Source organism: Myroides phaeus, assembly GCF_900099675.1.
GTDB lineage: Bacteria > Bacteroidota > Bacteroidia > Flavobacteriales > Flavobacteriaceae > Flavobacterium > Flavobacterium phaeum.
Window position 1 is genome coordinate 42,987 of record NZ_FNDQ01000015.1, and the last position, 24,242, is coordinate 67,228.

Here is a 24,242-nt window from a genome sequence, read left to right on the forward strand (position 1 = left end):
CCTAAAGTCATCCACTTTTTAATAAAAGACTATGTTTAAACATATATATATAACTGGTGTATTAACTGCCCTAAGTGCTACAACAGCAATAGGGCAAAATACATCGGCAAATGACACGCTTAAGAATAGCAATTTGAAAGAGGTTGTTCTAACTTACTCAAAAGAAAAAGAGCTTGTTGATAAAAAACCATTGACAACTATTGATGATTATCTTGCTAAAAAAGAAAACATCACTTTAGTTAGACGTGGTGCTTATGCTTGGGAGCCATTAATCAACAATATGACGATTGAGCGTACAAGACAAACTATTGATGGAATGCAAATATTCCACGCTTGTACAGATAAAATGGATCCTATTACTTCTTATGTCGAAATCAACAACCTTGACCAAATAGATGTTACTTCTGGTTCACAAGGCTCTATTTTTGGTCCTACTTTAGGAGGTAGCATCGACTTGAGAACAAAGAAACTTGCTTTTACTGAAGACAAACAATTTAGCGGACAAGTGCAAACTGGTTTTGAGAGTATCAACAAACAAAAGATTGTAGGCGGAAACTTCGACTTCACTTCTAAAAAATTCTATGCGAGTGGTTCTATTATGTTTAGAGATGCAGACAATTATAAAGCTGGTGGAAATAAAGAGGTTTTATACTCTCAATTTAGAAAACTGAATACATCTGGTATTTTAGGTTACTCAATCAACAAAAGCAATAGCGTTGAAGCTGCTATTATCTATGATAAAGCAACAGACATTGGTTACCCTGCCCTACCAATGGATGTATCGTTGGCAGAAGCGATTATCACTTCTGTGAAACACACTTACATTCCTACTGATTCTTGGGTAACAAAATGGGAAACTAAATTGTACTACAATACAATTACACATAGAATGGATGATACCAATCGCCCAGATGTAGCTATCCGTATGGATATGCCAGGATGGAGCGATACTTTTGGTGCATATTCTACTATATCAGCAACAGCTAAAGAAAACCACCATTTAAGTGCTACAGTGAACACTTACCACAATAAGTCTATTGCGGAAATGACAATGTTCTCAACTCTTACTAACGCCGTTAACATGTCTGTTTACACTTGGCCTAACGTTAAAACTACTTATGTTGGAGGGACTTTTAAAGACCATTGGCAAATAGACGACAGTCAGAGTTTAATGCTAACAGCAAGTATCGGATCTCATAATAATACAGTTAGTGAAGCTGGTGTAAATCAATTGAGAATTTTCTTAGTAGATGATTCATTTAAAAAAGATAAAACAAGAGTAGTTGGTAATTTTGCTGCTAACTATGAAAAACTACAAGACAATTGGGTTTATGGAGTTGGTATAGGATACGGTAACAGAGCTCCTTCTGTTTCTGAAGGGTATGGATATTACCTTTTCAACAGTGGAGATAAGTATGACTATATTGGTAACCCAGGTATGAAAAACGAGTCTTCTTACGAAGCTAACTTATTTGTAAAATATGTTACTCCTGCTTTCTCAACTAAATTATCTGGTAATTTCTTCTATTTAGACAATTATATCATTGGGGTAATTACTCCTCCATTCAACGCAATGACTCCGGGAGGAAATGGGCTGAAGATTTACCAAAATATTGATCATGCTATTCAAGCGACAATTGATTGGAATTTCAAATACAATGTAGATACTCATTGGACTGTATCTGGAGGTGTTGGATATAGCTACGGAAAAGATAAAGACGAAAATACATTGCCTTTTATTAGTCCTATTGCTTACCGCGCTGCAGTAGATTATAAATATAATTCGTTTAATACGCAGTTAGGCGTTACTGGTAATGCAGTAAAAAGCAATGCTGCTGAAGCGTATGGAGAAACTACTACTCCTGCTTATGCAACATTAAACTATAATGCAAACTACAAGTTTAATTTTGGTACACAAATGTTAAGTATTGGTGCTGGTGTTGAAAATATCTTAGATACTAATTACACAACATATTCTGATTGGAACAAAATTCCAAATCCTGGAAGAAACTTCTTTGTAAACTTATCTTACAAATTATAATATCTTAAAAACCGGTAATTATCTCACCGGTTTTTTTATTTTTTGTTAGTGTGATCGCTATTTATAAATTGATGTATTATCTTTAACTATTTCGCATTCTTAATATAAACAGTGATTAGCTATAGAAATAAAGAAATTTCTTATAACAATTACTTATTTTTAAACACATTACACACAACCAATTTACAATGGCGCGTATTAAACTAAACTTACCAAGCGAATATATCTTCTCAACAACAATACCCGTGAGAATTACAGACCTCAATTATGGTAATCACTTAGCAAATGACAAACTCTTATCTATCCTTCACGAGGCAAGAGTGCTGTTTTTAGCTAACTTTGGATATACAGAGTTAGATTGTGCGGGTAAAGGCTTAATAATGGGTGATGTGGCCATAGAATACAAGAATGAAGCTTTCTATGGTGATATCTTAACGATACAAATAGTTGCCGGAGATTTTACAAGAGTAGGTTTTGACTTGTACTACCTTGTTCAAACAGAAACGAAACTAATAGCAAAAGCAAAAACAGGTATGGTTACTTTTGATTACAATAAGAAAGCTGTAGTAGAAGTACCTGAAGTATTGAAAACACAATTCGTTTTGCAAAAATAATAACTTATAAGATATCTAAAAACCAGAATCCGTAGTGATGTATTTCTTCCTGATTACATTGCTTCGGAGCATCATAGGTTTTATAAACTATTTCACCTATTTCAAAAGGTACACGCTTTTGAAACATAGGACCATCAAAAACAAAGGTGTGAAACTCTCCATTCTCCCCACAAGGATCGACTCCCTCTGGTAAGTCTGCAATAAATTGATGGTCTACTATCCTCCCTACAAAACTCTTATCAAGGAATTGCTCATTCACACACACAACAATAGCTTTTATTCCCACATTAACCATCTCTTCTACCAATAGCTTTGTATTCATATTCCACAAAGGAAAAACTCCTTGAATAGCTAATCTTTGTAATTGTTGTTCTCTGAAGATTTTTAAGTCCTCTAATAAAATATCCCCATACACACTATTACATATCCCCTCAGACTTATACACGATTAGTTGTTTCGTTATAATTGTCTCATACTCGTGTAAAGACAATGTTTCTGTTAAATACACAATATCTATTGGTAGTCCTAAACTTGCAGCTTGTCTATATAACACTTCTTCACGAATTCCGTGCATCGACACTCTTCCAAAAGATTTGTTTACTGTTGTCATAAGTCTAATTACATTGTATTCCTTTGTACTTTGCAGGGTATATAATGCATAAGCTGCATCTTTTCCTGTACTCCAATTTAAAAATGCCTTAGAATCCATAATCATCTAATATTTGTAATCACAAGGTATAAAAAAAACGGCTTGACAAAAGCCAAGCCGTTTTTAAATATATTAATCGAATAGATTATACTTCTCTATTTGGGTCAAACGCCTCTAAGATTTGAGCAACACGCTGTACGAATTGTCCTCCTAAAGCTCCATCTACAACACGGTGATCATAACTGTGAGATAAGAACATTTTTTGACGAATACCGATGAAATCTCCTTCTGGTGTTTCAATAACAGCAGGAACCTTGCGAATAGCTCCTAAAGCTAAAATACCTACTTGTGGTTGGTTGATAATTGGTGTACCAAATACACTTCCAAAAGTACCAACGTTAGTTACTGTATAAGTTCCTCCTTGTGTGTCATCTGGTTTTAATTTACCTGCTTTTGCACGATTTCCTAAGTCATTAACAGCTTTTGCCATTCCAACTAAGTTCAATTGGTCTGCATTTTTAATTACAGGAACAATTAAATTACCATTTGGAAGAGCCGCTGCCATACCAAGATTAATATTTTTCTTTTTAATGATATAATCACCATCAACAGAAATATTCATTCCAGGGAAATCTTTTAATGCTTTTGCAACCGCTTCCATAAAGATTGGTGTAAACGTTAATTTCTCACCTTCTCTCTTCTCGAAAGAACTCTTAACTTTATTTCTCCAGTTTACAATATTAGTTACGTCAACCTCAATAAAAGATTGGACGTGAGCTGAAGTCTGTACAGATTGTACCATATACCCAGAAATAAGCTTACGCATACGATCCATCTCTACAATCTCATCTGCACCATTAACTGATACAGGAGCTGCTTTACTTGCTGTTTGAGCTACAGGAGTCGCTTTTGGTGCAACTGCTTGTGCAGGGGCAGCAACTTGAGTAGGTTGTGAACCTCTATTTTTAACGTAATCTAAAATATCATTCTTAGTTACACGTCCATCTTTACCAGTACCAACAATAGCTTCTAATTCAACAAGAGATATTCCCTCCTCTTTAGCGATATTTTTCACTAATGGAGAGAAAAACTTTTCTGAATCAGAAAAATCAACAGGAGCTACCGCTTCTTGAGCAGCTGCAACATTGTTTTCTACTACTTTAACTTCTGGTGCTACAGTGTTATTTACTGCTGGAGCAGGTGCAGCACTTCCTCCTTCAGTTTCAATTATTGCAATTGTTTGTCCTACTTGAACAACATCATCTACTTGAAATAATATCTCAACCAAAGTTCCTTCCACTTCTGACGGAACTTCGCTATCAACTTTATCAGTTGCTATTTCTAAAACTGTCTCATCTGCCTCTATGTGATCTCCTACATTTTTCAACCAGTTTGTAATTGTTGCCTCAGCAACACTCTCACCCATTTTGGGTAATTTTAATTCGAACTTTGCCATATTTATAACCTAAGGTTGTGATTTTTGATTCAAATTACAAATTTAATAATATTTCGGACTTTTTATAATAGATTATAAAATTATCATTCTTACAAAAAGTAATCTCTATCTCCTTAATTCCTATCATTACTTCGATTTAAAAATTGTTTTTTTACTTATTTTCTTTAGAAATTTATTCAAAAGAATACATTCTATTATTATAAAGTATTTCACCAAATTACATCTAAAAAGATAGATAAAACCGATAGATGCAGAAATATACAAAAAAAGAACCTATCATAAATTAAAAAACTACTGTAGATTTCTCTAAATATTGAAGTAAAATAAATCCCAAAAAAAAGTCGACCAATACTGGTCGACTTTTATATATAATAAAGTATTATTATTTAATTACGTTACGTTTACGATCTGTTTCTTTTAAGAAGATCTTTCTAATACGTAAAGATTTTGGAGTTACCTCAACATACTCATCTTTTTGAATATACTCTAAAGCTTCTTCTAAAGAGAAAATGATTGGTGGAACGATTCTAGCTTTTTCATCATTACCAGAAGAACGAACGTTAGACTGTTTTTTAGCCTTAGTTACGTTAATACACATATCATCACTACGTGTATTCTCTCCAATTACTTGTCCCTCGTAAATTTCGTCATTCGCATTAACGAAGAATTTACCACGGTCTTGTAATTTATCAATTGAATAAGGAATAGCTTTACCATTCTCCATAGAAATTAATGAACCATTATTACGTCCAGCAATTTCTCCTTTGTATGGTTGGTATTCTAAGAAACGGTGAGACATAATAGCTTCACCTGCAGTAGCTGTTAATAACTGATTTCTTAAACCAATAATACCTCTTGAAGGAATATTAAATTTAATGATCATACGCTCTCCTTTAGGTTCCATACTTAACATTTCACCTTTTCTTAAAGAAACGTATTCAACAGCACGTCCTGATAAATTCTCAGGAATATCAATTGTTAACTCCTCAATTGGTTCACATTTAACACCATCAACTTCTTTGATGATAACTTGTGGTTGTCCAATTTGTAATTCGTATCCTTCACGACGCATTGTCTCAATCAATACAGATAAGTGCAATACACCACGTCCAAATACCATAAACTTATCAGCACTGTCAGTCTCTTTAACACGTAAAGCTAAGTTTTTCTCAAGCTCTTTGCTTAAACGATCCTTAATGTGACGAGAAGTTACATACTTACCTTCTTTTCCGAAGAAAGGAGAATCATTAATTGTAAACAACATACTCATTGTTGGCTCATCAATAGTGATAGTAGCTAATGCTTCTGGATTTTCGAAGTCAGCGATAACATCTCCAATTTCAAAACCTTCAATTCCTACAACAGCACAAATATCACCAGCGTGAACTTCGCTTACTTTCTTACGTCCTAAACCTTCGAAAGTTTGCAATTCTTTAATTTTACTTTTAACGATTTTTCCATCGCGTTTAACTAAAGAAATATTCATTCCTTCTTTTAAAATACCTCTGTGAAGACGACCGATAGCAACACGACCTGTAAAAGTAGAGTAATCTAAAGATGTAATCAACATCTGTGGCGTACCTTCGTTAGCTTTAGCTTCTGGAATATGTTTCAAAACCATATCTAATAAAGGCTCAAATGAATCTGTTGGTTGTTTCCAATCATCAGACATCCAATTGTTCTTAGCAGACCCGTAAACAGCAGGGAAATCCATTTGCCATTCTTCAGCACCAAGTTCGAACATTAAATCGAATACTTTCTCGTGAACTTCTTCTGGAGTACAGTTTTCTTTATCAACTTTATTTACAACTACACACGGCTTTAATCCAAGACTAATAGCTTTTTGTAGTACGAAACGAGTTTGTGGCATTGGTCCTTCAAAAGCATCTACAATTAAAAGAACACCATCAGCCATGTTCAATACACGCTCTACCTCCCCACCGAAATCGGCGTGGCCTGGAGTATCAATAATGTTGATTTTTGTTCCTTTATAACTTACTGAAACGTTTTTTGAAGTAATAGTAATACCTCTTTCTCTTTCGATATCCTCATTATCCAAAATTAATTCTCCCGTGCTCTCATTGTCACGAAACAATTGACAGTGGTGTAAGATTTTATCAACCATAGTTGTTTTACCGTGGTCAACGTGTGCAATAATCGCAATATTCCTAATTGGTGTCATATAAGGATTTTAAAATTTAAATTTTTAATTTAATAACTTCGTTTATAAAACGAATAAGAAAAACAAGAAAAGCCCTCAGATATTGAGAGCTTGATATTTTTTTCTTCTTAACAAACTAAATCGTCTTTCTGTATTATTATTATAATGCAGCAACGTGTTTAGTTAATTTTGATTTCAAGTTAGAAGCTTTATTCGAGTGAATGATATTTTTCTTTGCTAATTTATCAATCATAGAAACAACTACAGGTAATTTAACACCAGCCTCAGTTTTATCCTCGATCATACGTAATGCTTTGATTGCGTTACGAGTTGTTTTGTGTTGGTATCTATTTAATACTCTTTTCTTTTCGTTACTTCTAATTCTTTTTAAAGCTGACTTATGATTTGCCATTTTCTAAATATTTTATTAAGTCTATACTATTTTTTCTCTTGTAGTCCGTAGGGGAATCGAACCCCTGTTACCAGGATGAAAACCTGGCGTCCTAACCCCTAGACGAACGGACCAAAAAAATCTCAATGTGTAAGTTCTAAATGAACTAAGTAGTCCGTAGGGGAATCGAACCCCTGTTACCAGGATGAAAACCTGGCGTCCTAACCCCTAGACGAACGGACCAAAATCTCAATATATTAAGTTTCAAAAAAACTTGTAGTCCGTAGGGGAATCGAACCCCTGTTACCAGGATGAAAACCTGGCGTCCTAACCCCTAGACGAACGGACCAAAATCTCAATATATTAAGTTTTAAAAAACTTGTAGTCCGTAGGGGAATCGAACCCCTGTTACCAGGATGAAAACCTGGCGTCCTAACCCCTAGACGAACGGACCAATAATATCAATATATAAGTTTTAAAAAAACCTGTAGTCCGTAGGGGAATCGAACCCCTGTTACCAGGATGAAAACCTGGCGTCCTAACCCCTAGACGAACGGACCATTAATATCAATATTTACATTTAAAAGAACTTTGTAGTCCGTAGGGGAATCGAACCCCTGTTACCAGGATGAAAACCTGGCGTCCTAACCCCTAGACGAACGGACCATTTGTTTCTCTAATGCGGATGCAAAACTACAATAATTTTTTTATCCTACAAGAGAAAAACAAAAAAAATTAAAAATTAATATGCTTTTGCAAAAAGAACTCTACCCTTAGATGGTTGGCCTGTTAGTACACAAACACCCTCTTCCTCTTTTCTATCAATTGGAATACAACGAATTGTAGCTTTAGTAAGGTCTTTTATCTTCTCTTCTGTCTCCGCAGTACCATCCCAGTGAGCTGAAATAAATCCTGCTTTATTTTCTAACACATCTTTAAACTCTTCAAAAGAATTTACTTCTGTGATGTGTTCATCTCTATATTTTAATGCCTTATTGAATAGGCTTGATTGAATCTCTTCTAACAAATCTTGGATATACTCCACAATTCCATCTTTAGAAACAACCTCTTTTGTCAATGTATCACGACGTGCAACTTCAAAAGTTCCGTTTTCAAGATCTTTTGGCCCCACTGCAACACGTACAGGCACTCCTTTCAACTCATACTCATTAAATTTCCATCCTGGTTTGAAAGTCGTACGATCATCAAATTTGAATGAAATATTTAATTTTTTAAAACTATCTGTGATTTTCTTAACCTCAGCACGAATAGTTTCTAATTGCTCATCCGTTTTGTGAATTGGAACAATTACCACTTGTATAGGTGCTAAGTTTGGAGGCAATACTAAACCATTATCATCAGAGTGTGTCATAATCAACGCTCCCATTAAACGAGTTGATGTACCCCATGATGTAGCCCATACATATTCTTGCTTACCTTCTTGGCTTGTAAACTTAACATCAAATGCTTTTGCAAAGTTCTGACCTAAAAAGTGAGATGTACCCGCTTGTAATGCTTTTCCATCTTGCATTAAAGCTTCAATACAATAAGTTTCATTTGCACCAGCAAAACGCTCTGTCTCGGTTTTAAATCCTTTTACAACAGGGATAGCCATAAAGTTCTCTGCAAAATCTGCATACACTTCAAGCATTTGTTCCGCCTCTGCAATTGCTTCATCTTTTGTTGCGTGAGCTGTATGCCCTTCTTGCCATAAAAACTCAGCAGTTCTCAAGAACAATCTCGTTCTCATTTCCCAACGAACAACGTTTGCCCATTGATTAACTAAAATAGGTAAATCTCTATAAGATTCAATCCATTTTCTATATGTATCCCAAATAATCGTTTCAGAAGTTGGACGTACGATTAATTCTTCTTCAAGTTTTGCATCCGGGTCAACCTCAATTGTTTTCCCATCTTCACTTGTTTTCAAACGATAATGCGTTACTACCGCACACTCTTTTGCGAAACCATCTACGTGACTTGCCTCTTTACTAAAATAAGATTTGGGGATGAACAAGGGGAAATAAGCGTTTTGATGTCCAGTTTCCTTGAACCTCTTATCCATTTCTGCTTGCATCTTTTCCCATATAGCATAACCATACGGTTTGATTACCATACACCCGCGTACACCTGAGTTTTCAGCTAAATCAGCCTTCACTACAAGTTCATTGTACCACTTTGAATAATCCTCTTCTCTTTTAGTAATATTCTTGCTCATCTTTTAAATTTGGCACTAATTAGTGTTTAACTCTTAATTAACTATAATAATTCCACAAAACTAACTAAATTTGTTTTGACCGACAATTAAAAAAACAATGAAATGAAAACAATTACGAAAACTTCTAAGTTAATAAGCAGATTCTGTGCGTTTCTGTTTATCGGAGGATTAGCGGTTTCTTGTGGTTCTTATTACAACACCTCATATTATGATGATGGTGTTTATTCTCAAGGGAATAGCCCACAACAAAATAGCAGTAATCAAAATGACAACTACTATGAAAATTATTTTCAATCATTAAACAATGATTTAGAATATTTCACAGATATTAATCAATATACTTCGCCTATCAATGATAGCGTAGTTAAACATAAACCAACTAAAGCTGTTTCTTACGGATCTTGGGGTAGTGAACCATCAAGTATCCAAGTGAATGTTTATAACAGAGGTTACTATGGGTATCCTTACTACGGATATAATGGTTATTACAACAGCTATTGGGGTGGATATTATGCCCCATTTTATAGCCCTTATTATTGGGGCAGTGGTATTAGTTTAGGCTTCGGATGGGGATGGGGTAATGGATACTACAATCGTCCTTGGGGTGGTTATTACGGCTATCCTTATTACGGAGGTGGCTACTACTACTCGCCTTATTACAACAATTACTATGTAAGAACTACTCGTCCTTATGGTGATCGATCAAGCTATAGTGGTAATCGTTCTTCTTACAACAGTATAAATAATACCAGATCAAGTAATTCTTATTACAACAGAGGCAACTCTTCAAGTAATCGCGGTAATTATGGAAACACAAGATCTTCTTATTCAAGATCGAGCTATCAAAGTACAGGACGTCCTACAAATGTAAATTCGTCTAACAGTACAAATACTTATTACAACAACACAAGAAGTTCTAATTCAAGATCATCTTATAGAAATAGTTCTTCTTCATATGATAATTCGAGATATAACAATAACAATTCTTCTAACAATATAAATACAAGAAGCAGTAATAGCAGAAGCAGCTACTCTACATCATCATCAAGAAGTAGTTACTCTGCTCCTTCTTCATCGTCAAGAAGTAGCTCAAGTGGATCATCTCGCAGCAGTTATCGCCGTTAATTAAGCCAAAGACCATAAAACACAACTATTATGAATAAATATTTTTATAGCTTACTTTCTGCTATATTGTTAACCGGAGCTACTTATGCGCAAGAAGCATCTCCTGGTGATGTAATGAAATTTAACCAAACCGACCTAAATGGTACAGCTCGTTTTAGAGGAATGAGTGGTGCTTTTGGAGCCGTAGGAGGAGATTTATCTGCATTGAGTATAAACCCTGCAGGGGGAGCTATTTTCAATTATAATACTGCTGCTTTCACAGTATCATACGTTGCTAAAAACAATAAATCAGATTACTTTGGCAACAAAGAATCTAAAAACTACAACGGACTTGATGTTGGCCAAATGGGAGCTTTATTTGTATTTAACAGCTATGACAAAGATGCTGTTATGAAAAAGTTTACTATTGGGCTTAATTATGAGAGCACAAAAAATTTAAGAAACGACTATTTGTTTAGAGGATTGAGCAATGGCAATAGTTTAGGTGATTATTTTTTTAACATTGCTAATAACAATCATATTCCTTATGATGTTGCAGATCCTAAAACAAATGATGGTACAGATGCTTATATACAAGCTGGTAATATGGCTGGTTATGATGGGCAACAAACTTTCTTAGCACACGAAACGGGTGTAATCTTATCCGATAAACAAGATGGTGTTTACTCAGCAAATTACGCTACTAACAGTGCTTATCATCAAGCCAGAGTATTTACTACTTCTGGTTTTTCAAGTAAATTTGCTGGTACTTTTGCAGCTCAATTAGGTGATCGATTTTATGTGGGAGGAAACTTAAATATTCATGTAGTTGATTATACACAAACATCACGCGCTATTGAAAGAGCACAAACACCTGGAGAAGATGGAACTATTGATATTATGAATTTTTACAATAGTACTTATACTTATGGTACTGGGTTCTCTTTCAACTTAGGAGCAATTGCTCAAGTTACTGATGAACTTAGAGCAGGTATATCTTATGAATCTCCAACTTGGTATTCTTTAAAAGACGAATTAGCACAAGGATTAGAAACTATAGCTGTAGGAAAAGAAGAATCTGAATATATCTATCCACAAGTAGTAAACTTATATGATCGTTACCGTTTGAGAACTCCTTCTAAATACACAGGGAGTTTAGCTTACATTTTTGGTGAAAAAGGACTTATTAGTGTTGACTATACTTATAAAGATTATAGCAACAACGAATTCCGTCCAAAAGGAAATAATGCTTACAAAACTTTAAACAATTCTATTGCAAATACAACACAAGGTACAAGCCATATACGTATTGGAGGTGAATATAGAATTAAAGACTTTAGCATCAGAGGTGGTTATAGATTTGAACAAAGTCCTTATAAAAAGGATTTTAAAGCTTATGGTGATTTGAATAGTTTTTCAACAGGTATTGGTTATTCATTTGGAAACTCAAGATTAGACCTTTCTTACACAAGAACTGCTCAATCGTTTCAAACCAGCTTAGTTGATATGACTGTAAACAACTTATATTCAGCTGCAAATATTAAAACACGTGATAATTTTGTCAACTTAACATACAATATAAGTTTCTAATATTTTTAGAACTTTTTATACTAAATCTCTTTAATGGTTAAACTATTAAAGAGATTTTTTTTATTGTACCTTTGCAGTTCGTTTTTAGTAAATAAAAAGATTAGAAGAAATGAAGAATATTTTCAAACTATTTGTAGCTCTTTGCTTATTTGCAACTGCTTCTGGTTTTGCACAAGATGCTGTTACAACGCCATTGCGCTATACTGATTCAAACAAAGGTAAATTTTATATTTACTGGGGAGGTAACCGTGGATATTATACAAACTCAGATATCCGTTTTAGAGGTGCTGATTACGACTTTACATTGGAAAATGTACAGGCAAGTGACAAACCAAAAGGATGGCATGTTGATTATATCAACCCAGGTCGTATGACTATTCCACAAACAAACTTAAGAGTTGGTTATTTTATTAGTGATAAATACAATATCTCTTTAGGTGTTGACCATATGAAATATGTAATGGATCAAAACAAAACAGTAAATATTAAAGGTTATTACCCTGGACAAGGAGATAATCTATATGGTGAAGCTGTTACTGGAAATCCAGACCAAGTATTACTTACTGATGACTTTTTAACTTTTGAACATACAGATGGTTTAAACTACCTTAACTTTGAAGTAAACAGAGTTGATGATATTTCTAAATTATTCGGTGTTTGGAATACAGATAAAGTACAAATAAACTTAACTGAAGGTGTTGGTTTTGGTCTTGTTTATCCAAAAACAAACACAAAATTGTTAGGAAAAGAAAGATATGATGAATTCCACGTTGCTGGTTTAGGAGTTTCTGCTAAAGCTGGTTTAAACGTAACTTTCTTCAAACACTTCTTTATTCAAGCAGAATTAAAAGGTGGTTTCATCAATATGTATGATGTACGTACTACTGCTGATAAAGCTGATAAAGCAATGCACGATTTCTGGTTTGGAGAAACTGTTATTGCCTTTGGTGGTATCTTTAGATTATAATACTCTTTTAAGAGTTCAATATAACGAGAGTCCGTTTTCAATTGAAAACGGACTCTTTTTTTTAATTATCCTAATTTCTTTCTTGGTAAACTTTTAAAGCAGAAAGCCAATAACTCTATGACTTACTTAGGCTCAAATTCATATTTGTTTTCAGTTTATCCAAGACATATACCACACATACACCACATTTCTCCCAGACATGTTCGAAAAAAAAGCTTTTTTCCGAACTTCTGTGGTACTTGAGTGGTACATGTCTCGAACAAGATACCTCTAAAACTATAATAAACAATCACTAACACTGCTATTCAGTAAATCGAGGAACTCTCATTAGCAATATAAGTTTCATAAATAATGTCTCCTCTTTCTTTTTATTCCTCAACCTAAAAGATTATCCTAAATTCATATTATGTGTATCTAAAACAAAATAAATCAAACAATATCAATCATTTAAGAATTAACAGGAATGAATATAATTTACTACACACAATATTATAATTATACTAAAGCTGATGCTTTCTATAGAAAAAAAATGTACTTTTGCAGTCCAATTTTTTAAATCAATGAGAACCAAAACTTTAAAAACAAATAAAATCAACGTAGTAACTTTAGGTTGTTCAAAAAACGTTTACGATAGTGAAGTGTTGATGGGACAACTAAAAGCAAGTGGTAAAGAAGTAACGCATGAAGCAGCTAATGATGAAGCAAATATTGTAGTAATTAATACCTGTGGATTTATCAATAATGCAAAAGCTGAATCTGTAAACACTATTTTAGAATACGTAGATAAAAAAGAACAAGGTATTGTTGATAAAATTTTCGTGACTGGATGTTTATCTGAACGTTATAAACCAGACTTAGAAGCAGAAATTCCAAACGTAGATCAATACTTCGGTACAACTGATTTACCTTTATTATTAAAAGCTTTAGGAGCTGACTATAAACACGAATTATTAGGAGAACGTATGACTACTACTCCTAAAAACTACGCATACTTAAAAATTGCTGAAGGATGTGATCGTCCTTGTAGTTTTTGTGCTATTCCAATTATGCGAGGAAAACACGTTTCTCAACCAATTGAAAAATTAGTAAAAGAAGCTGAAGGACTTGCAAAAGATGGTGTAAAAGAACTTATATTAATTGCACAAGATCTTACTTACTACGGATTAGATTTATATAAAAAGAGAAACTTAGCTGAACTATTAGAAAACTTAGCTAAAATTGAAGGTATTGAGTGGATTCGTCTTCACTATGCATTCCCTACAGGATTCCCTATGGATGTATTGGAATTGATGAAACGTGAGCCTAAAATCTGTAATTACATAGATATTCCTTTACAGCATATTTCTGATAATATCTTGAAGTCAATGCGCCGTGGTACTACACAGGCAAAAACTACTAAGTTATTAAACGAATTTAGAGAAGCAGTTCCTGGAATGGCTATCAGAACTACATTAATTGTAGGATATCCTGGAGAAACAGAAGAAGATTTCCAAATCTTAAAAGACTGGGTTCAGGAAATGCGTTTTGAACGTTTAGGTTGTTTCGCTTATTCTCACGAGGAAAACACACACGCTTATTTACTTGAAGATGATGTTCCGGAAGAAGTAAAACAAGAAAGAGCAAACGAAATTATGGAAATTCAAGCTCAAATTTCTTGGGAATTAAATCAAGAGAAAATTGGTAATACATACCGTTGTATTATCGACAGAAAAGAAGGTAATCACTTTGTAGGTCGTACTGAATTTGATAGTCCTGATGTTGATAATGAGGTATTAATTGATGCAACAAAACACTATTTAAAAATTGGTGAATTTGCAAATATTACAATTGATGAAGCAACGGAGTTTGACCTTTACGGTACTCCAACAAAATAATTTACTAAAAGCTGTTCGAAGTAGAACAGCTTTTTTTGTGTCCAAATTTTTCCAACTTTCCTCCTATTCTATTTTTATTGTATTACTTTACACAAACATAACATTGAGATAATCTCTGAATAAAACAAAACAATCATCTTTGTTTAAACCAATCATTAAACAAGATGAAAACAATTAACAAACTCTTACTAATCTTCCTTACTATGAGTAGTACCTCTTTTGCTCAAGAGCATAACATATTAAGAATAGGACATCGTGGTGCAATGGGACATGTTACTGAAAACACAGTTGAATCTATTCAAAAAGCAATAGACTTAAATTGTGATGTAATTGAAATTGATGTCTTCAAAATTAAAAGTGGCGAATTAATGGTTTTTCACGATGACAAACTTAATAGACTTACAAACGCTACAGGAAACATTGAAGACTATACCTACAATGAATTACAAACAGTAAAAGTAAATGGAGTTTATCAAATTCCTACTTTAGAAAAAATAATCGAAGTTATTAATCGCAAAGCTGTTTTAAACATTGAACTAAAAGGCAATAATACAGCAGAAGATACACACCAACTTATTCAATTATTTATAAACAAAGGGTGGACTAATACCGACTTTATAATCTCAAGTTTTAAGTGGAATGAGTTAGAAAAAATGCGAAGCCTTAATAATACAATTGACATTGCAGTATTAACAGAGGATGAACCAGCTGATGCTATAGCTTTTGCGAAACAAATAAATGCTGTGGCTATAAATCCTTACCACAAAAAATTGAATGTCTTAAATGCCTCTAAAATACGAGAAGCTAATTTAAAAATATATCCATGGACCGTAAACGATCAAGAGGATATAAACAGAATGAAAGAACTAAAAGTAGATGGAATAATAACTAATTATCCTGAACGTATATAAAAGCACAAAGGCGTAATAGTAATTATTACGCCTTTGTTATATCTTAAAAAATTGATTACAAATAATCAAAGAATGTTGTAAAATGTTGTAATAACAATACCCATAAAATAATAATCGTAGTACCGATTACAGCTCCAAAAATTCCTCCAAGTCTAAAGTCTTTTTGTTTTAATAATCCTGTACCAAATACAATGGCATTGGGAGGTGTAGAAACAGGCAAGAATAAACCACAAGAAGCACAAAGCCCCACAACCAAACCTACCGGTAATAATTGCTCTGGTGGTAGCACAATTGCAGCTACGTTAATTACAATAGTTGCTGTAGCTGTACTACTCATAATATTTGAAAATAACACAGTAACAATAGCAAAAATAATCATCATAGCAATCATATTAAACTCCATATCTGCTAAGAACTGGGAGTAATATGGTGCCAATAACTCTTTAATTGCCATACCTAAGGCTAAACCACCCGCTACTAACATCAGCGTATCCCAAGGTAATTTTCTAACGTCTTCAGCTGTAATAATTCCCATCATCGGTAAAAACATAATAGGAACCATTGCCGCACCGGCAGTTGGGATATGTAATGTACTTCCAAACATCCACATTCCTACTGTAATAATTAATATAACAATTACTGTAAGTCGTTGTAAACGCATACTATTAGTTAGATCTAATGCCTTATTGGCAAATGATACGTCTAATCCTTTTACTTTAGAAGTATATTTCTTTACCACTGCTAACCAGAAACCAACTAACAAGATAGTTGCCGGTACAAAACCTAAAAAGAACCATTGCATAAAACTAACAGAATATCCTTTTGATTTCAATACGTTTACTACAATTAAGTTAGGTGGTGTAGATACCATACTCATCATCCCTGCAAATGTAGCTGCAGCTGGAATACTGATTAAAATAGCTTTAGACATCATTGAGTCTTTCCCTTCTCTATCAATCAATGGCATCACTGATGCTAATACCATTGCGGCAGTAGCTGTATTTGATATAATAAGAGATAGAACTGAAGTTACAATGATAATACCTAAAACTAAGGTATTAGGATTTGAACCAAATATTGAAAGTGTCTTTTTAAATAATGATAAGTCGAGGTTGGTTTTTCGCATTCCTTCACTCAAGAAAAAACCTCCTAAGAATATCCAAATAACACTGTCAGACCAGGTGGCGGAAATCTCTTGAGGAGATAAGGTAGCTCCTTCCATATTCCCCATTGTATAGACTAAGAACCCAATAATCATTATCCCTACTGCAAAAGGAGGAATAGCTTCAGTAGCCCATAATAAAATAGAGAAAATTAAGATAAACAGCGTATAACTTTGAGCTTCAGAAAAGGCTTCGGGTGCTAAAAAATAAGTACCTGCAAATGCTGCAACTAACGAAAAAAAGAAAATTCCTACTCTCGTTTTGATATTCCACATATTCCAAGAAGCCTCGATTAACAACTCACTATAAAAGCGAATTCCCGTTCTAATCTTTCGAATCTTATCAAAATAATCAAATTCCATATTCTAATATTTAACTGTTAAAATTACAACATATAAAGTCATAAAGCCACCAAAAATACGACATTCACCACAAATAAAGGAATGCTATTTACAACACCCCTTTAGTTCATTTATAATCAACCTTTTAATTACATACAATTTTAATACTCAGCAAACATTGATAGCAAATAAAAAAGAATATAACGAGATTACTTTACTTCTTTCAATAATATACTTTGAACTTCTAAATGAAAAAAGCAAAAATATTCTATTTAATTTTAATTAAAAAGTACCCAAATCACAAGTAAAGTCAAGGAATTATAATAAAATAACAAATGTATTTTCTCATATTAAACGTAACTTTGCATAAACACATTTTAAATTTTAATTAAAAAATTAGCATATGCAAGATTCAAAATTAGACAACAAAGTAAAAGCTTTTTTAGTCGCCTGGTTCTTTTGTCTAATATTCTACTTCTGTAGTTATGTTGTACGATCAGTACCTTCAGTAATGACTGTTCTTTTAGAGAACAATTTTCAAACTGACCAAACAGCTATTGGTTTAATGACTGGTAGATTTTATTATACTTATGCTCTTTTTGCTCTTGTAGCTGGGGTAGCTTTAGACAAACTTGGAGCTAAATATTCAATTACGACTGGAGTAGTTTTATTGGTTTTAGGTTCTGCTCTTTTCTTAACTTCAAGCTTTGTAGCTGGAAACATAGGACGCCTTTTACAAGGAATTGGTTGTGCTTTTGCATTTCCTGGTTGTGTTTATTTAGCAACAAAAGCATTCCCTGCAAAACATTTAGCAACAGCAATTGGTATTACTCAATGTATTGGTATGTTCGGTGGATATGTAGGAATACATTCAATGGGATCTCTTTTTAAAAATTATGATTATTCAGCTGAAATTTATTCTAACTTTTGGATAGTAATTTCAATCATCTTGTTAGTAACTGCAATCATTCTTTGGTTTGTTGTTCCGTTACCTACAAGAATAAAAGAAAGAAGAGCAATTGCTAAAGCAGAAAGAAAACCAAGAGTAAGTATTTTTGCTCCTTTCAAAATAGTTTTTGGAAATGCACAATCGTGGATTTGTGGTTTGATTTCAGGACTATTATTTGCTCCAACAACAATTTTTGTAATGATATGGGGAGTTAAATATTTCAACTTAGCAGGAATTAAGTATGAACAAGCTGTAGTTGTAAGTTCAATGGCAGCTTTAGGATGGGTATTTGGTAGTCCGATTTTAGGTGTTGTAACAGATAAATTAGGTCGTAGAAAACCCGTTCTTCTTGTATCTTGTATAGCAATGATGATATGTTTATTACAATTAATCTTCGCTCCAAACCTACTAAATCCAAGTGTACTAATGTTTGTCTTCGGATTCTTCTCAGGGGGAACTATGATTACTTACTCAGTTATTAAAGAAGCTAATCCTGACAATGTGAAGGGAAGTGCTACTGGTGCAATGAACTTTATTACATTTGGTGTAAGTACCCTAATTGGTCCTATCTTTATTTACCTTTTTGGTGAAAGCTTGAAAAATATAGATTTATATCAATCTGCTCAAAACAATATTGTATTATTCTGGGTAGGAAGTATTGCTATTGCAACTTTATTAGTTTTCACTTTAAAAGAAACTGGTAGTGCAGTTAAAAAAACAATAGAATAAGTTAAGCTTAAAGCAAACTGCTTTAATAATTATACTATAAAAAAGCCTGCTAATCTTAAAAAGATCAGCAGGCTTTTTTTATCATCCTATTTTTAATCTGTGTAATCAAACATCTCTAAATAGCTTTTACGAAGTTTGTCTTTAGCTTTTATACGTTCAAATGCAGTCTTACTTACTTCTTTCCACTTTTCATCTTGTGACTCCTGATATAGCTTATAACTTGCTAATGCATAGTTCGCATTAAAATCATCAAGATCATTAAACACTTCACTACAATGATCAAATGCATTAATTGCCTCTTGATACTGCTTGTCCATAGTAAAAAGAATTCCACGCATTAAAAAAACCTCACTTTTTCTTATGGTATCCCAAGTACCTTCCAACAAATACTTTTCCTCTGCAATTAAAAGATTGTTCAACCCATTTTTGACATCACCAATACTCGTAGCAGTTAATCCCATTCCATAATAAGCATCTGGATCATTAGGAAAATCTTTAATTAGCTCTTCATATTTCTTACGAGCTAACCCAACATTACCAACTCTTACTGCTGCTTCAGCTAATGCTTGTTTAAAATCAGCGTTACTATTGGTAGCAAGACTATCCGCATAGTAATAATAATTCAACGCAGCTTGATGCTTATCTTGTTTCGTTAAAGATATCCCTGCATAAAAATAAGCATCACATAAACTTTTGTCTTCTTGTATAATATTAAAAAATATCTTACCAGCTGTATTCGCAAGACGTGGATAATTTAGTGCTTCAAATCCAGACTTGTAATAATCAATTAGTTTATTATTATCTGTTGGACATTCAAGTTTAACTAATGAAAAGTTATATTCTTTTTTTACTTTTTGAGCAAATAGCTGGTAACTTGTAAGTATCACTAAAAAAACGAATATATGCCTATTCCACTTATTCAAACTTAGCATTTAACGAGGATAAACAATTTCTCCTGTTGGAGAAGCATTATAATACTCTATTTCAGCTTGCTCTTCCATGCGATCAGTGAATAACACTCCATTCAAATGATCCATTTCATGTTGCATTATCACAGCTGTAAAACCTTCTACTACCTCTTGAAAATGAGTACCACTCATATCGTAATATGTTATTTGAATAGTTAAACTTCTATATACATCTCCATAAGCATCAGGAATTGACAAACATCCTTCTTCTCCTCTTCTTTTTATATTCGAAAACCAAACAATCTCAGGGTTAATAAAAAATTCAAAAGGGTTGTCTTTTTTATCCATTCGTTGTGCTATAAATAAGCGTCTTGCAATTCCAACTTGAGGAGCTGCGATACCAACACCTGGTTTATTCTCATCACGTACCGTTTGATACATTCGCGAAATTAGTAGTTTCAAATTTTCATCTTCTGGAATAAGTTCCTTACAATTCACTCGTAGAAGCTTTAAGTCCGACTCCTCTGTTGTCTGAAGTACACGCATTGGTTCTTCAATTATTCCACAGTTTATAATCTGTAATTCTGATTCACTAAGTTTTGTTCTATTTTGCATAGCCTATTTTTTGAGAAAACAAAATTAGGAAATATATCACGCATGGATATAAAAAAAGCTCGAATAAAAATTCGAGCTTTAATTTATGCAGCATTTTGTGGTATTTCTACCGTTTTATTTTCATTTTGATCCTCAGGTATTTCAGGTAGAGGATCATTTACTGATTTAATCTCATATCCCTCTTCTTCCTCATCTTCATCACTTTCTTGCCCTAATACCTCACTTGCCTTATAACGGCCTAATTTAATATCAAAATCTTCAGCATTACCAGTAATCCTCATCGGAATACCTATTAGTCCCATAGGGGGTAAACCTAAGCGAAAACCAATATTCAAATCACCATCTAAACTAACCTGTCCTTCAAATCTTGGTCTAAAACCAGCCATTTTCATTTTAGTTCTTTCAATAGTCATTACATTGTCTTTTACACTTGACTTGATATCGACTTTTGAAAGAGTACCATTCTCTAATGATTTAGCATCTGTTTTATTAGCAATTGCCCCTAAAAGCTTAAATCCTTTAAAACTGATATCTTCAATAGACAATACGCCCGCTCCCTCTAAAGATTTCATTACAGGAAACATATTCTTATCTAACACCCCTTTCAACTTATAGTCCAAAGAAACATTTCCATAAGCATCCTTAGCCATACTAACCATTTCTCTAAAAAGAGTAATTTCATGATAAGCACGTTGAATATCAAACTCAGAAGCACTTATTTGGTAATCAAACAAAGCACTTCTATATCCAGTAGGTTTATAGTTACCATTCATCGATACTTTTGTACCTATCAAATTAAACTTAGTATCCTCTAAAGTAATAGCTCCATTGTTAACTATTAGTTTACCCAAAAGCTCTTCAAGATTATACTCTGAATACTTTACCTTTTTTGCATTAGCGTTAAACGCGATAATTATATTATTTGGTACTTGAACTACTCCCGTTCCTGTAGAAGGAGTACTAACTTGGTTTACTTTATTACTGCTAAACATCATAAACTCATCTACATTCATATAAGGTGATTCTAAATCAAACACACCTTTTAATGTATCTCCTTTTACAACATAATTAATAACATTAGTCAAATAGCCATTCATGCTAAACTTTGAACTACCATATTTAGCTTCAAACTTTTCAAACTGCATTTTTTCTTGAAAGAACTTGAAAATTCCTTTAGTAATTACCAAAGGCTTTGGAAACATCTCTGAGCTTATACTAATATTACGAACTGTAAACTGACCACTATTTTTAAGTTTTTCAAAATTACCTTTTAAAGCATCACTTTGAGAACCAATTAAAGTCAAATCAGTCAATACTTTTCCTCTTACATCTAATCCTGCAATTTTAAATACTTTATAAATATTACCAATATTAAGAACACCTTTAGATTTAATATTATAATTCAAATCATCTAAGTTGTGTAAACTGGCTGATAAGTGAAATGGCTCTCCTGCAAGTTTAAAATTAATTGGTAATAGCTTTATTGATAAATCACTTAAAGATCCACGTTTACTCTTTAAATGCGTACTAACTTGTATATCTTCAATTGGCAACTCGGGCAAATTTGCTAATCTTACGAAACCATTTTCTAACTTAATATTACTATCTATAATAGGAAAACGCTTTCTATTCGGTTCATAAATTCCTTTTATAGAACTATCAATTTTCAATACACCTTCTACATCAATATCTGTAATTGGCAAAAACTCACGCAAAGTCACTAAATCAATATTACCTTTCACGTCAGCATCCACATTGTAATTTGACAAGTTCTTCAAATAAACCCTTCCTGTGAAATAGTTATCCATTGCTTTCAAACTAATATTAGAAAGATTTACAGTCATATTTTTATAATCAGAATTCAAACAACTACTCTCAAAATCTAAATCTACATTTTCAATAGCTTTTGGCAATCGTGCTAATTTAAAATATCCATTATGTAAACTACCTTGTAAATTAAAGCTTGGAATACTTGTAATAATAGTATCACGCGATACCTTACGCAAAGTTCTGGTTACTTTTATTCCTTTAGAATAGACTCCTTCAAAATCACCTATAAGATTCAAATCACCTTTCATTTCAAATCCAGATAAACCGATAGCTTTACTAAACAGGCTAAGATCAACATTACTATTAATGTTCCCCTTCATTTCTAAAGTTTCTAATCCTTTACTATGAAAAGAAATAGCACTTTGTTTTCCATCAATAGCAAAAGATAACTCATTCATAGCCACTTGACTTTTTTGGATATCCAACTTAGGCAAGTGATACTCAAAATCTAAATTAAATGATTCTAATGGTTTATCAATTGTACCATGTTGAATCAAACCATTTTTAACTTTTAATGCAAAATCTATATTTGGAGCTAAAGAATCTCTTACTATATACTTTCCTATAAGCTTAAACCTACCTTCTACATCTCCACCAAATTTCGTATTATCTAACCATCGTTGGTACTCTGGAGGCACAATAGAAAACAACTGTTCAAGACTTGCTTTTTCTGTTTTAATATCAAAAAGCATATCATAACCATTTTCTATAAAACCAAAACTTCCAATAAAATCGACTGGTAATTCCTTTATACGAATATTGTTTTTCTTAAATTCAAAAGTTAAAGATTTTGTATCTACTTTAGTTTCTAATTTCGCAAGAATAGGTTTTTCTTTTACATAATGAACTCCATCAAAATTAAAGTCAAAAGATTTTATACGAGCAATACTTTTTATATCAAATATATCGTCGCTCATATTTCCTGTTCCTGTATAGTCAAAATCTTGAGCTACAAAACTTACTTTACTAGCTAAATCATTGTATATAATATTAGCACTCTTAATTTCTATTTGATCAATTTTTAATTCAATAGGGTCGTCACTTGTATCTTTATCATCAGTTACTTTAAAAATATCGTAATTAGCTAATCCTTCTTCATTAACATATATAAATATAGTTGGATCATCTACATAAATCTTATCAAAGCTCAACTTACCTCTAAAAAGACTTAAAAAATTCACTCCCAAACTAATTGATTCTGCTTCAAATAATTTCTCCGTAAAAAGAGAATCTATACTCACTCCTCCTATCACAGGGGAATTAATACTCGCTGTTAAATATGGAAATTTTTTATAAAAAGACAACTCTATTTGTTCAAAATAAACATCACCCTTAATATTATCACTTAATACTACACCTACCTCCTTACGAATTTCGTCATTATAAATCTTAGGTATTAAATACATTAGTAATAATACACAAGCGAATACTACTGCTAAACTAATAGCAGAAATTTTTAAAATACGCTTATAAACACTTTTCATATAAAAATATATTTTTCAAACTGTACAAAAATAATGCTTCTCTCTTCTCCTTTACACTACTATAAATAATACTTATAACTACTATATAACTAAATACTATTTACACTTCAGTTTAGAGCAAAAAAAATCCCCAACCTCATAGAGATTGGGGATTCAAAAGAAAGGCGGCGTCATACTCTCCCACTGCTTAGCAGTACCATCTGCGCTAGCGGGCTTAACTTCTCTGTTCGAAATGGGAAGAGGTGAG

Annotated in this window: 17 protein-coding genes, 6 tRNA genes and 1 rRNA gene; 8 read left to right on the plus strand and 16 right to left on the minus strand. The window is 33.0% G+C overall.

The genetic code is table 11. The features are described 5' to 3' along the window. Positions 1 to 31: 31 nt before the first annotated feature. Both BLT46_RS08885 and BLT46_RS08890 read left to right on the plus strand, forming a co-directional pair. Entirely contained in the window at positions 32 to 2,041 is a 2,010-nt protein-coding gene (locus BLT46_RS08885) for a TonB-dependent receptor plug domain-containing protein (protein ID WP_090409382.1), read from the plus strand. Positions 2,042 to 2,229: 188 nt separating this feature from the next. After that, entirely contained in the window at positions 2,230 to 2,655 is a 426-nt protein-coding gene (locus BLT46_RS08890) for an acyl-CoA thioesterase (protein WP_090409384.1), read from the plus strand. A 4-nt stretch (positions 2,656 to 2,659) separates the two neighbouring features. On the opposite strand, the gene BLT46_RS08895 is transcribed toward BLT46_RS08890, so the two are convergent. The 11 genes from BLT46_RS08895 to proS form a co-directional block, all read right to left on the minus strand. Continuing rightward, the gene (locus tag BLT46_RS08895; RefSeq protein ID WP_090409422.1) at positions 2,660 to 3,364 is read right to left on the minus strand and encodes a Dph6-related ATP pyrophosphatase; all 705 of its coding nucleotides are present in this window, start codon (positions 3,362 to 3,364) and stop codon (positions 2,660 to 2,662) included. Between the two features lie 85 nt (positions 3,365 to 3,449). Then, complete coding sequence (locus BLT46_RS08900) at positions 3,450 to 4,760, minus strand: dihydrolipoamide acetyltransferase family protein (protein ID WP_090409387.1); 1,311 nt, start codon at positions 4,758 to 4,760, stop codon at positions 3,450 to 3,452. A 382-nt stretch (positions 4,761 to 5,142) separates the two neighbouring features. Next, positions 5,143 to 6,942: a translational GTPase TypA gene (gene typA, locus BLT46_RS08905; protein WP_090409390.1), complete on the minus strand. Its 1,800-nt coding sequence runs from the start codon at positions 6,940 to 6,942 to the stop codon at positions 5,143 to 5,145. Between the two features lie 139 nt (positions 6,943 to 7,081). Continuing rightward, entirely contained in the window at positions 7,082 to 7,333 is a 252-nt protein-coding gene (gene rpsT, locus BLT46_RS08910; RefSeq protein WP_090409392.1) for a 30S ribosomal protein S20, read from the minus strand. A gap of 41 nt (positions 7,334 to 7,374) precedes the next feature. Then, a tRNA-Glu gene (locus tag BLT46_RS08915) sits at positions 7,375 to 7,446 on the minus strand. A 37-nt stretch (positions 7,447 to 7,483) separates the two neighbouring features. Next, positions 7,484 to 7,555 (minus strand) — tRNA-Glu (locus tag BLT46_RS08920). Positions 7,556 to 7,589: 34 nt separating this feature from the next. Beyond that, positions 7,590 to 7,661: transfer RNA gene (locus BLT46_RS08925), tRNA-Glu, on the minus strand. Positions 7,662 to 7,694: 33 nt separating this feature from the next. Next, a tRNA-Glu gene (locus BLT46_RS08930) sits at positions 7,695 to 7,766 on the minus strand. A 34-nt stretch (positions 7,767 to 7,800) separates the two neighbouring features. After that, a tRNA-Glu gene (locus BLT46_RS08935) sits at positions 7,801 to 7,872 on the minus strand. A 34-nt stretch (positions 7,873 to 7,906) separates the two neighbouring features. Continuing rightward, positions 7,907 to 7,978, minus strand: a tRNA-Glu gene (locus BLT46_RS08940). Positions 7,979 to 8,054: 76 nt separating this feature from the next. Further along, positions 8,055 to 9,530, minus strand: coding sequence for a proline--tRNA ligase (gene proS, locus BLT46_RS08945; protein ID WP_090409394.1), 1,476 nt, complete (start codon positions 9,528 to 9,530; stop codon positions 8,055 to 8,057). Between the two features lie 102 nt (positions 9,531 to 9,632). Here proS and BLT46_RS08950 point away from each other — a divergent pair, with 102 nt between their 5' ends. The 5 genes from BLT46_RS08950 (at position 9,633) to BLT46_RS08970 (ending at position 15,976) form a co-directional block, all read left to right on the plus strand. Continuing rightward, a complete protein-coding gene (locus tag BLT46_RS08950) occupies positions 9,633 to 10,655 on the plus strand; it encodes a hypothetical protein (protein WP_090409396.1) in 1,023 nt (340 codons plus the stop codon). A 30-nt stretch (positions 10,656 to 10,685) separates the two neighbouring features. Continuing rightward, entirely contained in the window at positions 10,686 to 12,224 is a 1,539-nt protein-coding gene (locus BLT46_RS08955) for an OmpP1/FadL family transporter (RefSeq protein WP_090409399.1), read from the plus strand. A 109-nt stretch (positions 12,225 to 12,333) separates the two neighbouring features. Further along, positions 12,334 to 13,191, plus strand: coding sequence for a hypothetical protein (locus BLT46_RS08960; protein ID WP_090409401.1), 858 nt, complete (start codon positions 12,334 to 12,336; stop codon positions 13,189 to 13,191). Positions 13,192 to 13,751: 560 nt separating this feature from the next. Beyond that, the gene (rimO, locus tag BLT46_RS08965) at positions 13,752 to 15,065 is read left to right on the plus strand and encodes a 30S ribosomal protein S12 methylthiotransferase RimO (RefSeq protein WP_090409403.1); all 1,314 of its coding nucleotides are present in this window, start codon (positions 13,752 to 13,754) and stop codon (positions 15,063 to 15,065) included. Positions 15,066 to 15,229: 164 nt separating this feature from the next. Continuing rightward, positions 15,230 to 15,976, plus strand: coding sequence for a glycerophosphodiester phosphodiesterase (locus BLT46_RS08970; RefSeq protein ID WP_090409405.1), 747 nt, complete (start codon positions 15,230 to 15,232; stop codon positions 15,974 to 15,976). A 55-nt stretch (positions 15,977 to 16,031) separates the two neighbouring features. On the opposite strand, the gene BLT46_RS08975 is transcribed toward BLT46_RS08970, so the two are convergent. Beyond that, positions 16,032 to 17,501 (minus strand): SLC13 family permease, encoded by a 1,470-nt coding sequence (locus BLT46_RS08975; protein WP_090409408.1) that lies wholly within the window; start codon positions 17,499 to 17,501, stop codon positions 16,032 to 16,034. 382 nt (positions 17,502 to 17,883) lie between these two features. Here BLT46_RS08975 and BLT46_RS08980 point away from each other — a divergent pair, with 382 nt between their 5' ends. Next, positions 17,884 to 19,158, plus strand: coding sequence for an MFS transporter (locus BLT46_RS08980; RefSeq protein WP_090409410.1), 1,275 nt, complete (start codon positions 17,884 to 17,886; stop codon positions 19,156 to 19,158). A gap of 92 nt (positions 19,159 to 19,250) precedes the next feature. Here the strand turns inward: BLT46_RS08980 and BLT46_RS08985 are convergent, their stop codons facing one another. From BLT46_RS08985 to rrf, 4 genes are all read right to left on the minus strand, one after another. Further along, the gene (locus tag BLT46_RS08985) at positions 19,251 to 20,045 is read right to left on the minus strand and encodes a tetratricopeptide repeat protein (protein ID WP_245722969.1); all 795 of its coding nucleotides are present in this window, start codon (positions 20,043 to 20,045) and stop codon (positions 19,251 to 19,253) included. 45 nt (positions 20,046 to 20,090) lie between these two features. Beyond that, entirely contained in the window at positions 20,091 to 20,681 is a 591-nt protein-coding gene (gene def / locus BLT46_RS08990) for a peptide deformylase (RefSeq protein WP_090409413.1), read from the minus strand. Between the two features lie 83 nt (positions 20,682 to 20,764). Further along, positions 20,765 to 23,995, minus strand: a complete 3,231-nt coding sequence (locus BLT46_RS08995) for an AsmA family protein (protein ID WP_090409414.1) — start codon at positions 23,993 to 23,995, stop codon at positions 20,765 to 20,767. 159 nt (positions 23,996 to 24,154) lie between these two features. Further along, positions 24,155 to 24,242: ribosomal RNA gene (gene rrf / locus BLT46_RS09000) — 5S ribosomal RNA — on the minus strand; the annotation flags it as partial.

Coding starts and splice junctions, on each gene's coding strand:
- BLT46_RS08885 (WP_090409382.1), top strand. CDS start 32: ATGTTTAAACATATATATATAACTGGTGTATTAACTGCCCTAAGTGCT.
- BLT46_RS08890 (WP_090409384.1), top strand. CDS start 2,230: ATGGCGCGTATTAAACTAAACTTACCAAGCGAATATATCTTCTCAACA.
- BLT46_RS08895 (WP_090409422.1), bottom strand. CDS start 3,364: ATGGATTCTAAGGCATTTTTAAATTGGAGTACAGGAAAAGATGCAGCT.
- BLT46_RS08900 (WP_090409387.1), bottom strand. CDS start 4,760: ATGGCAAAGTTCGAATTAAAATTACCCAAAATGGGTGAGAGTGTTGCT.
- typA (WP_090409390.1), bottom strand. CDS start 6,942: ATGACACCAATTAGGAATATTGCGATTATTGCACACGTTGACCACGGT.
- rpsT (WP_090409392.1), bottom strand. CDS start 7,333: ATGGCAAATCATAAGTCAGCTTTAAAAAGAATTAGAAGTAACGAAAAG.
- proS (WP_090409394.1), bottom strand. CDS start 9,530: ATGAGCAAGAATATTACTAAAAGAGAAGAGGATTATTCAAAGTGGTAC.
- BLT46_RS08950 (WP_090409396.1), top strand. CDS start 9,633: ATGAAAACAATTACGAAAACTTCTAAGTTAATAAGCAGATTCTGTGCG.
- BLT46_RS08955 (WP_090409399.1), top strand. CDS start 10,686: ATGAATAAATATTTTTATAGCTTACTTTCTGCTATATTGTTAACCGGA.
- BLT46_RS08960 (WP_090409401.1), top strand. CDS start 12,334: ATGAAGAATATTTTCAAACTATTTGTAGCTCTTTGCTTATTTGCAACT.
- rimO (WP_090409403.1), top strand. CDS start 13,752: ATGAGAACCAAAACTTTAAAAACAAATAAAATCAACGTAGTAACTTTA.
- BLT46_RS08970 (WP_090409405.1), top strand. CDS start 15,230: ATGAAAACAATTAACAAACTCTTACTAATCTTCCTTACTATGAGTAGT.
- BLT46_RS08975 (WP_090409408.1), bottom strand. CDS start 17,501: ATGGAATTTGATTATTTTGATAAGATTCGAAAGATTAGAACGGGAATT.
- BLT46_RS08980 (WP_090409410.1), top strand. CDS start 17,884: ATGCAAGATTCAAAATTAGACAACAAAGTAAAAGCTTTTTTAGTCGCC.
- def (WP_090409413.1), bottom strand. CDS start 20,681: ATGCAAAATAGAACAAAACTTAGTGAATCAGAATTACAGATTATAAAC.
- BLT46_RS08995 (WP_090409414.1), bottom strand. CDS start 23,995: ATGAAAAGTGTTTATAAGCGTATTTTAAAAATTTCTGCTATTAGTTTA.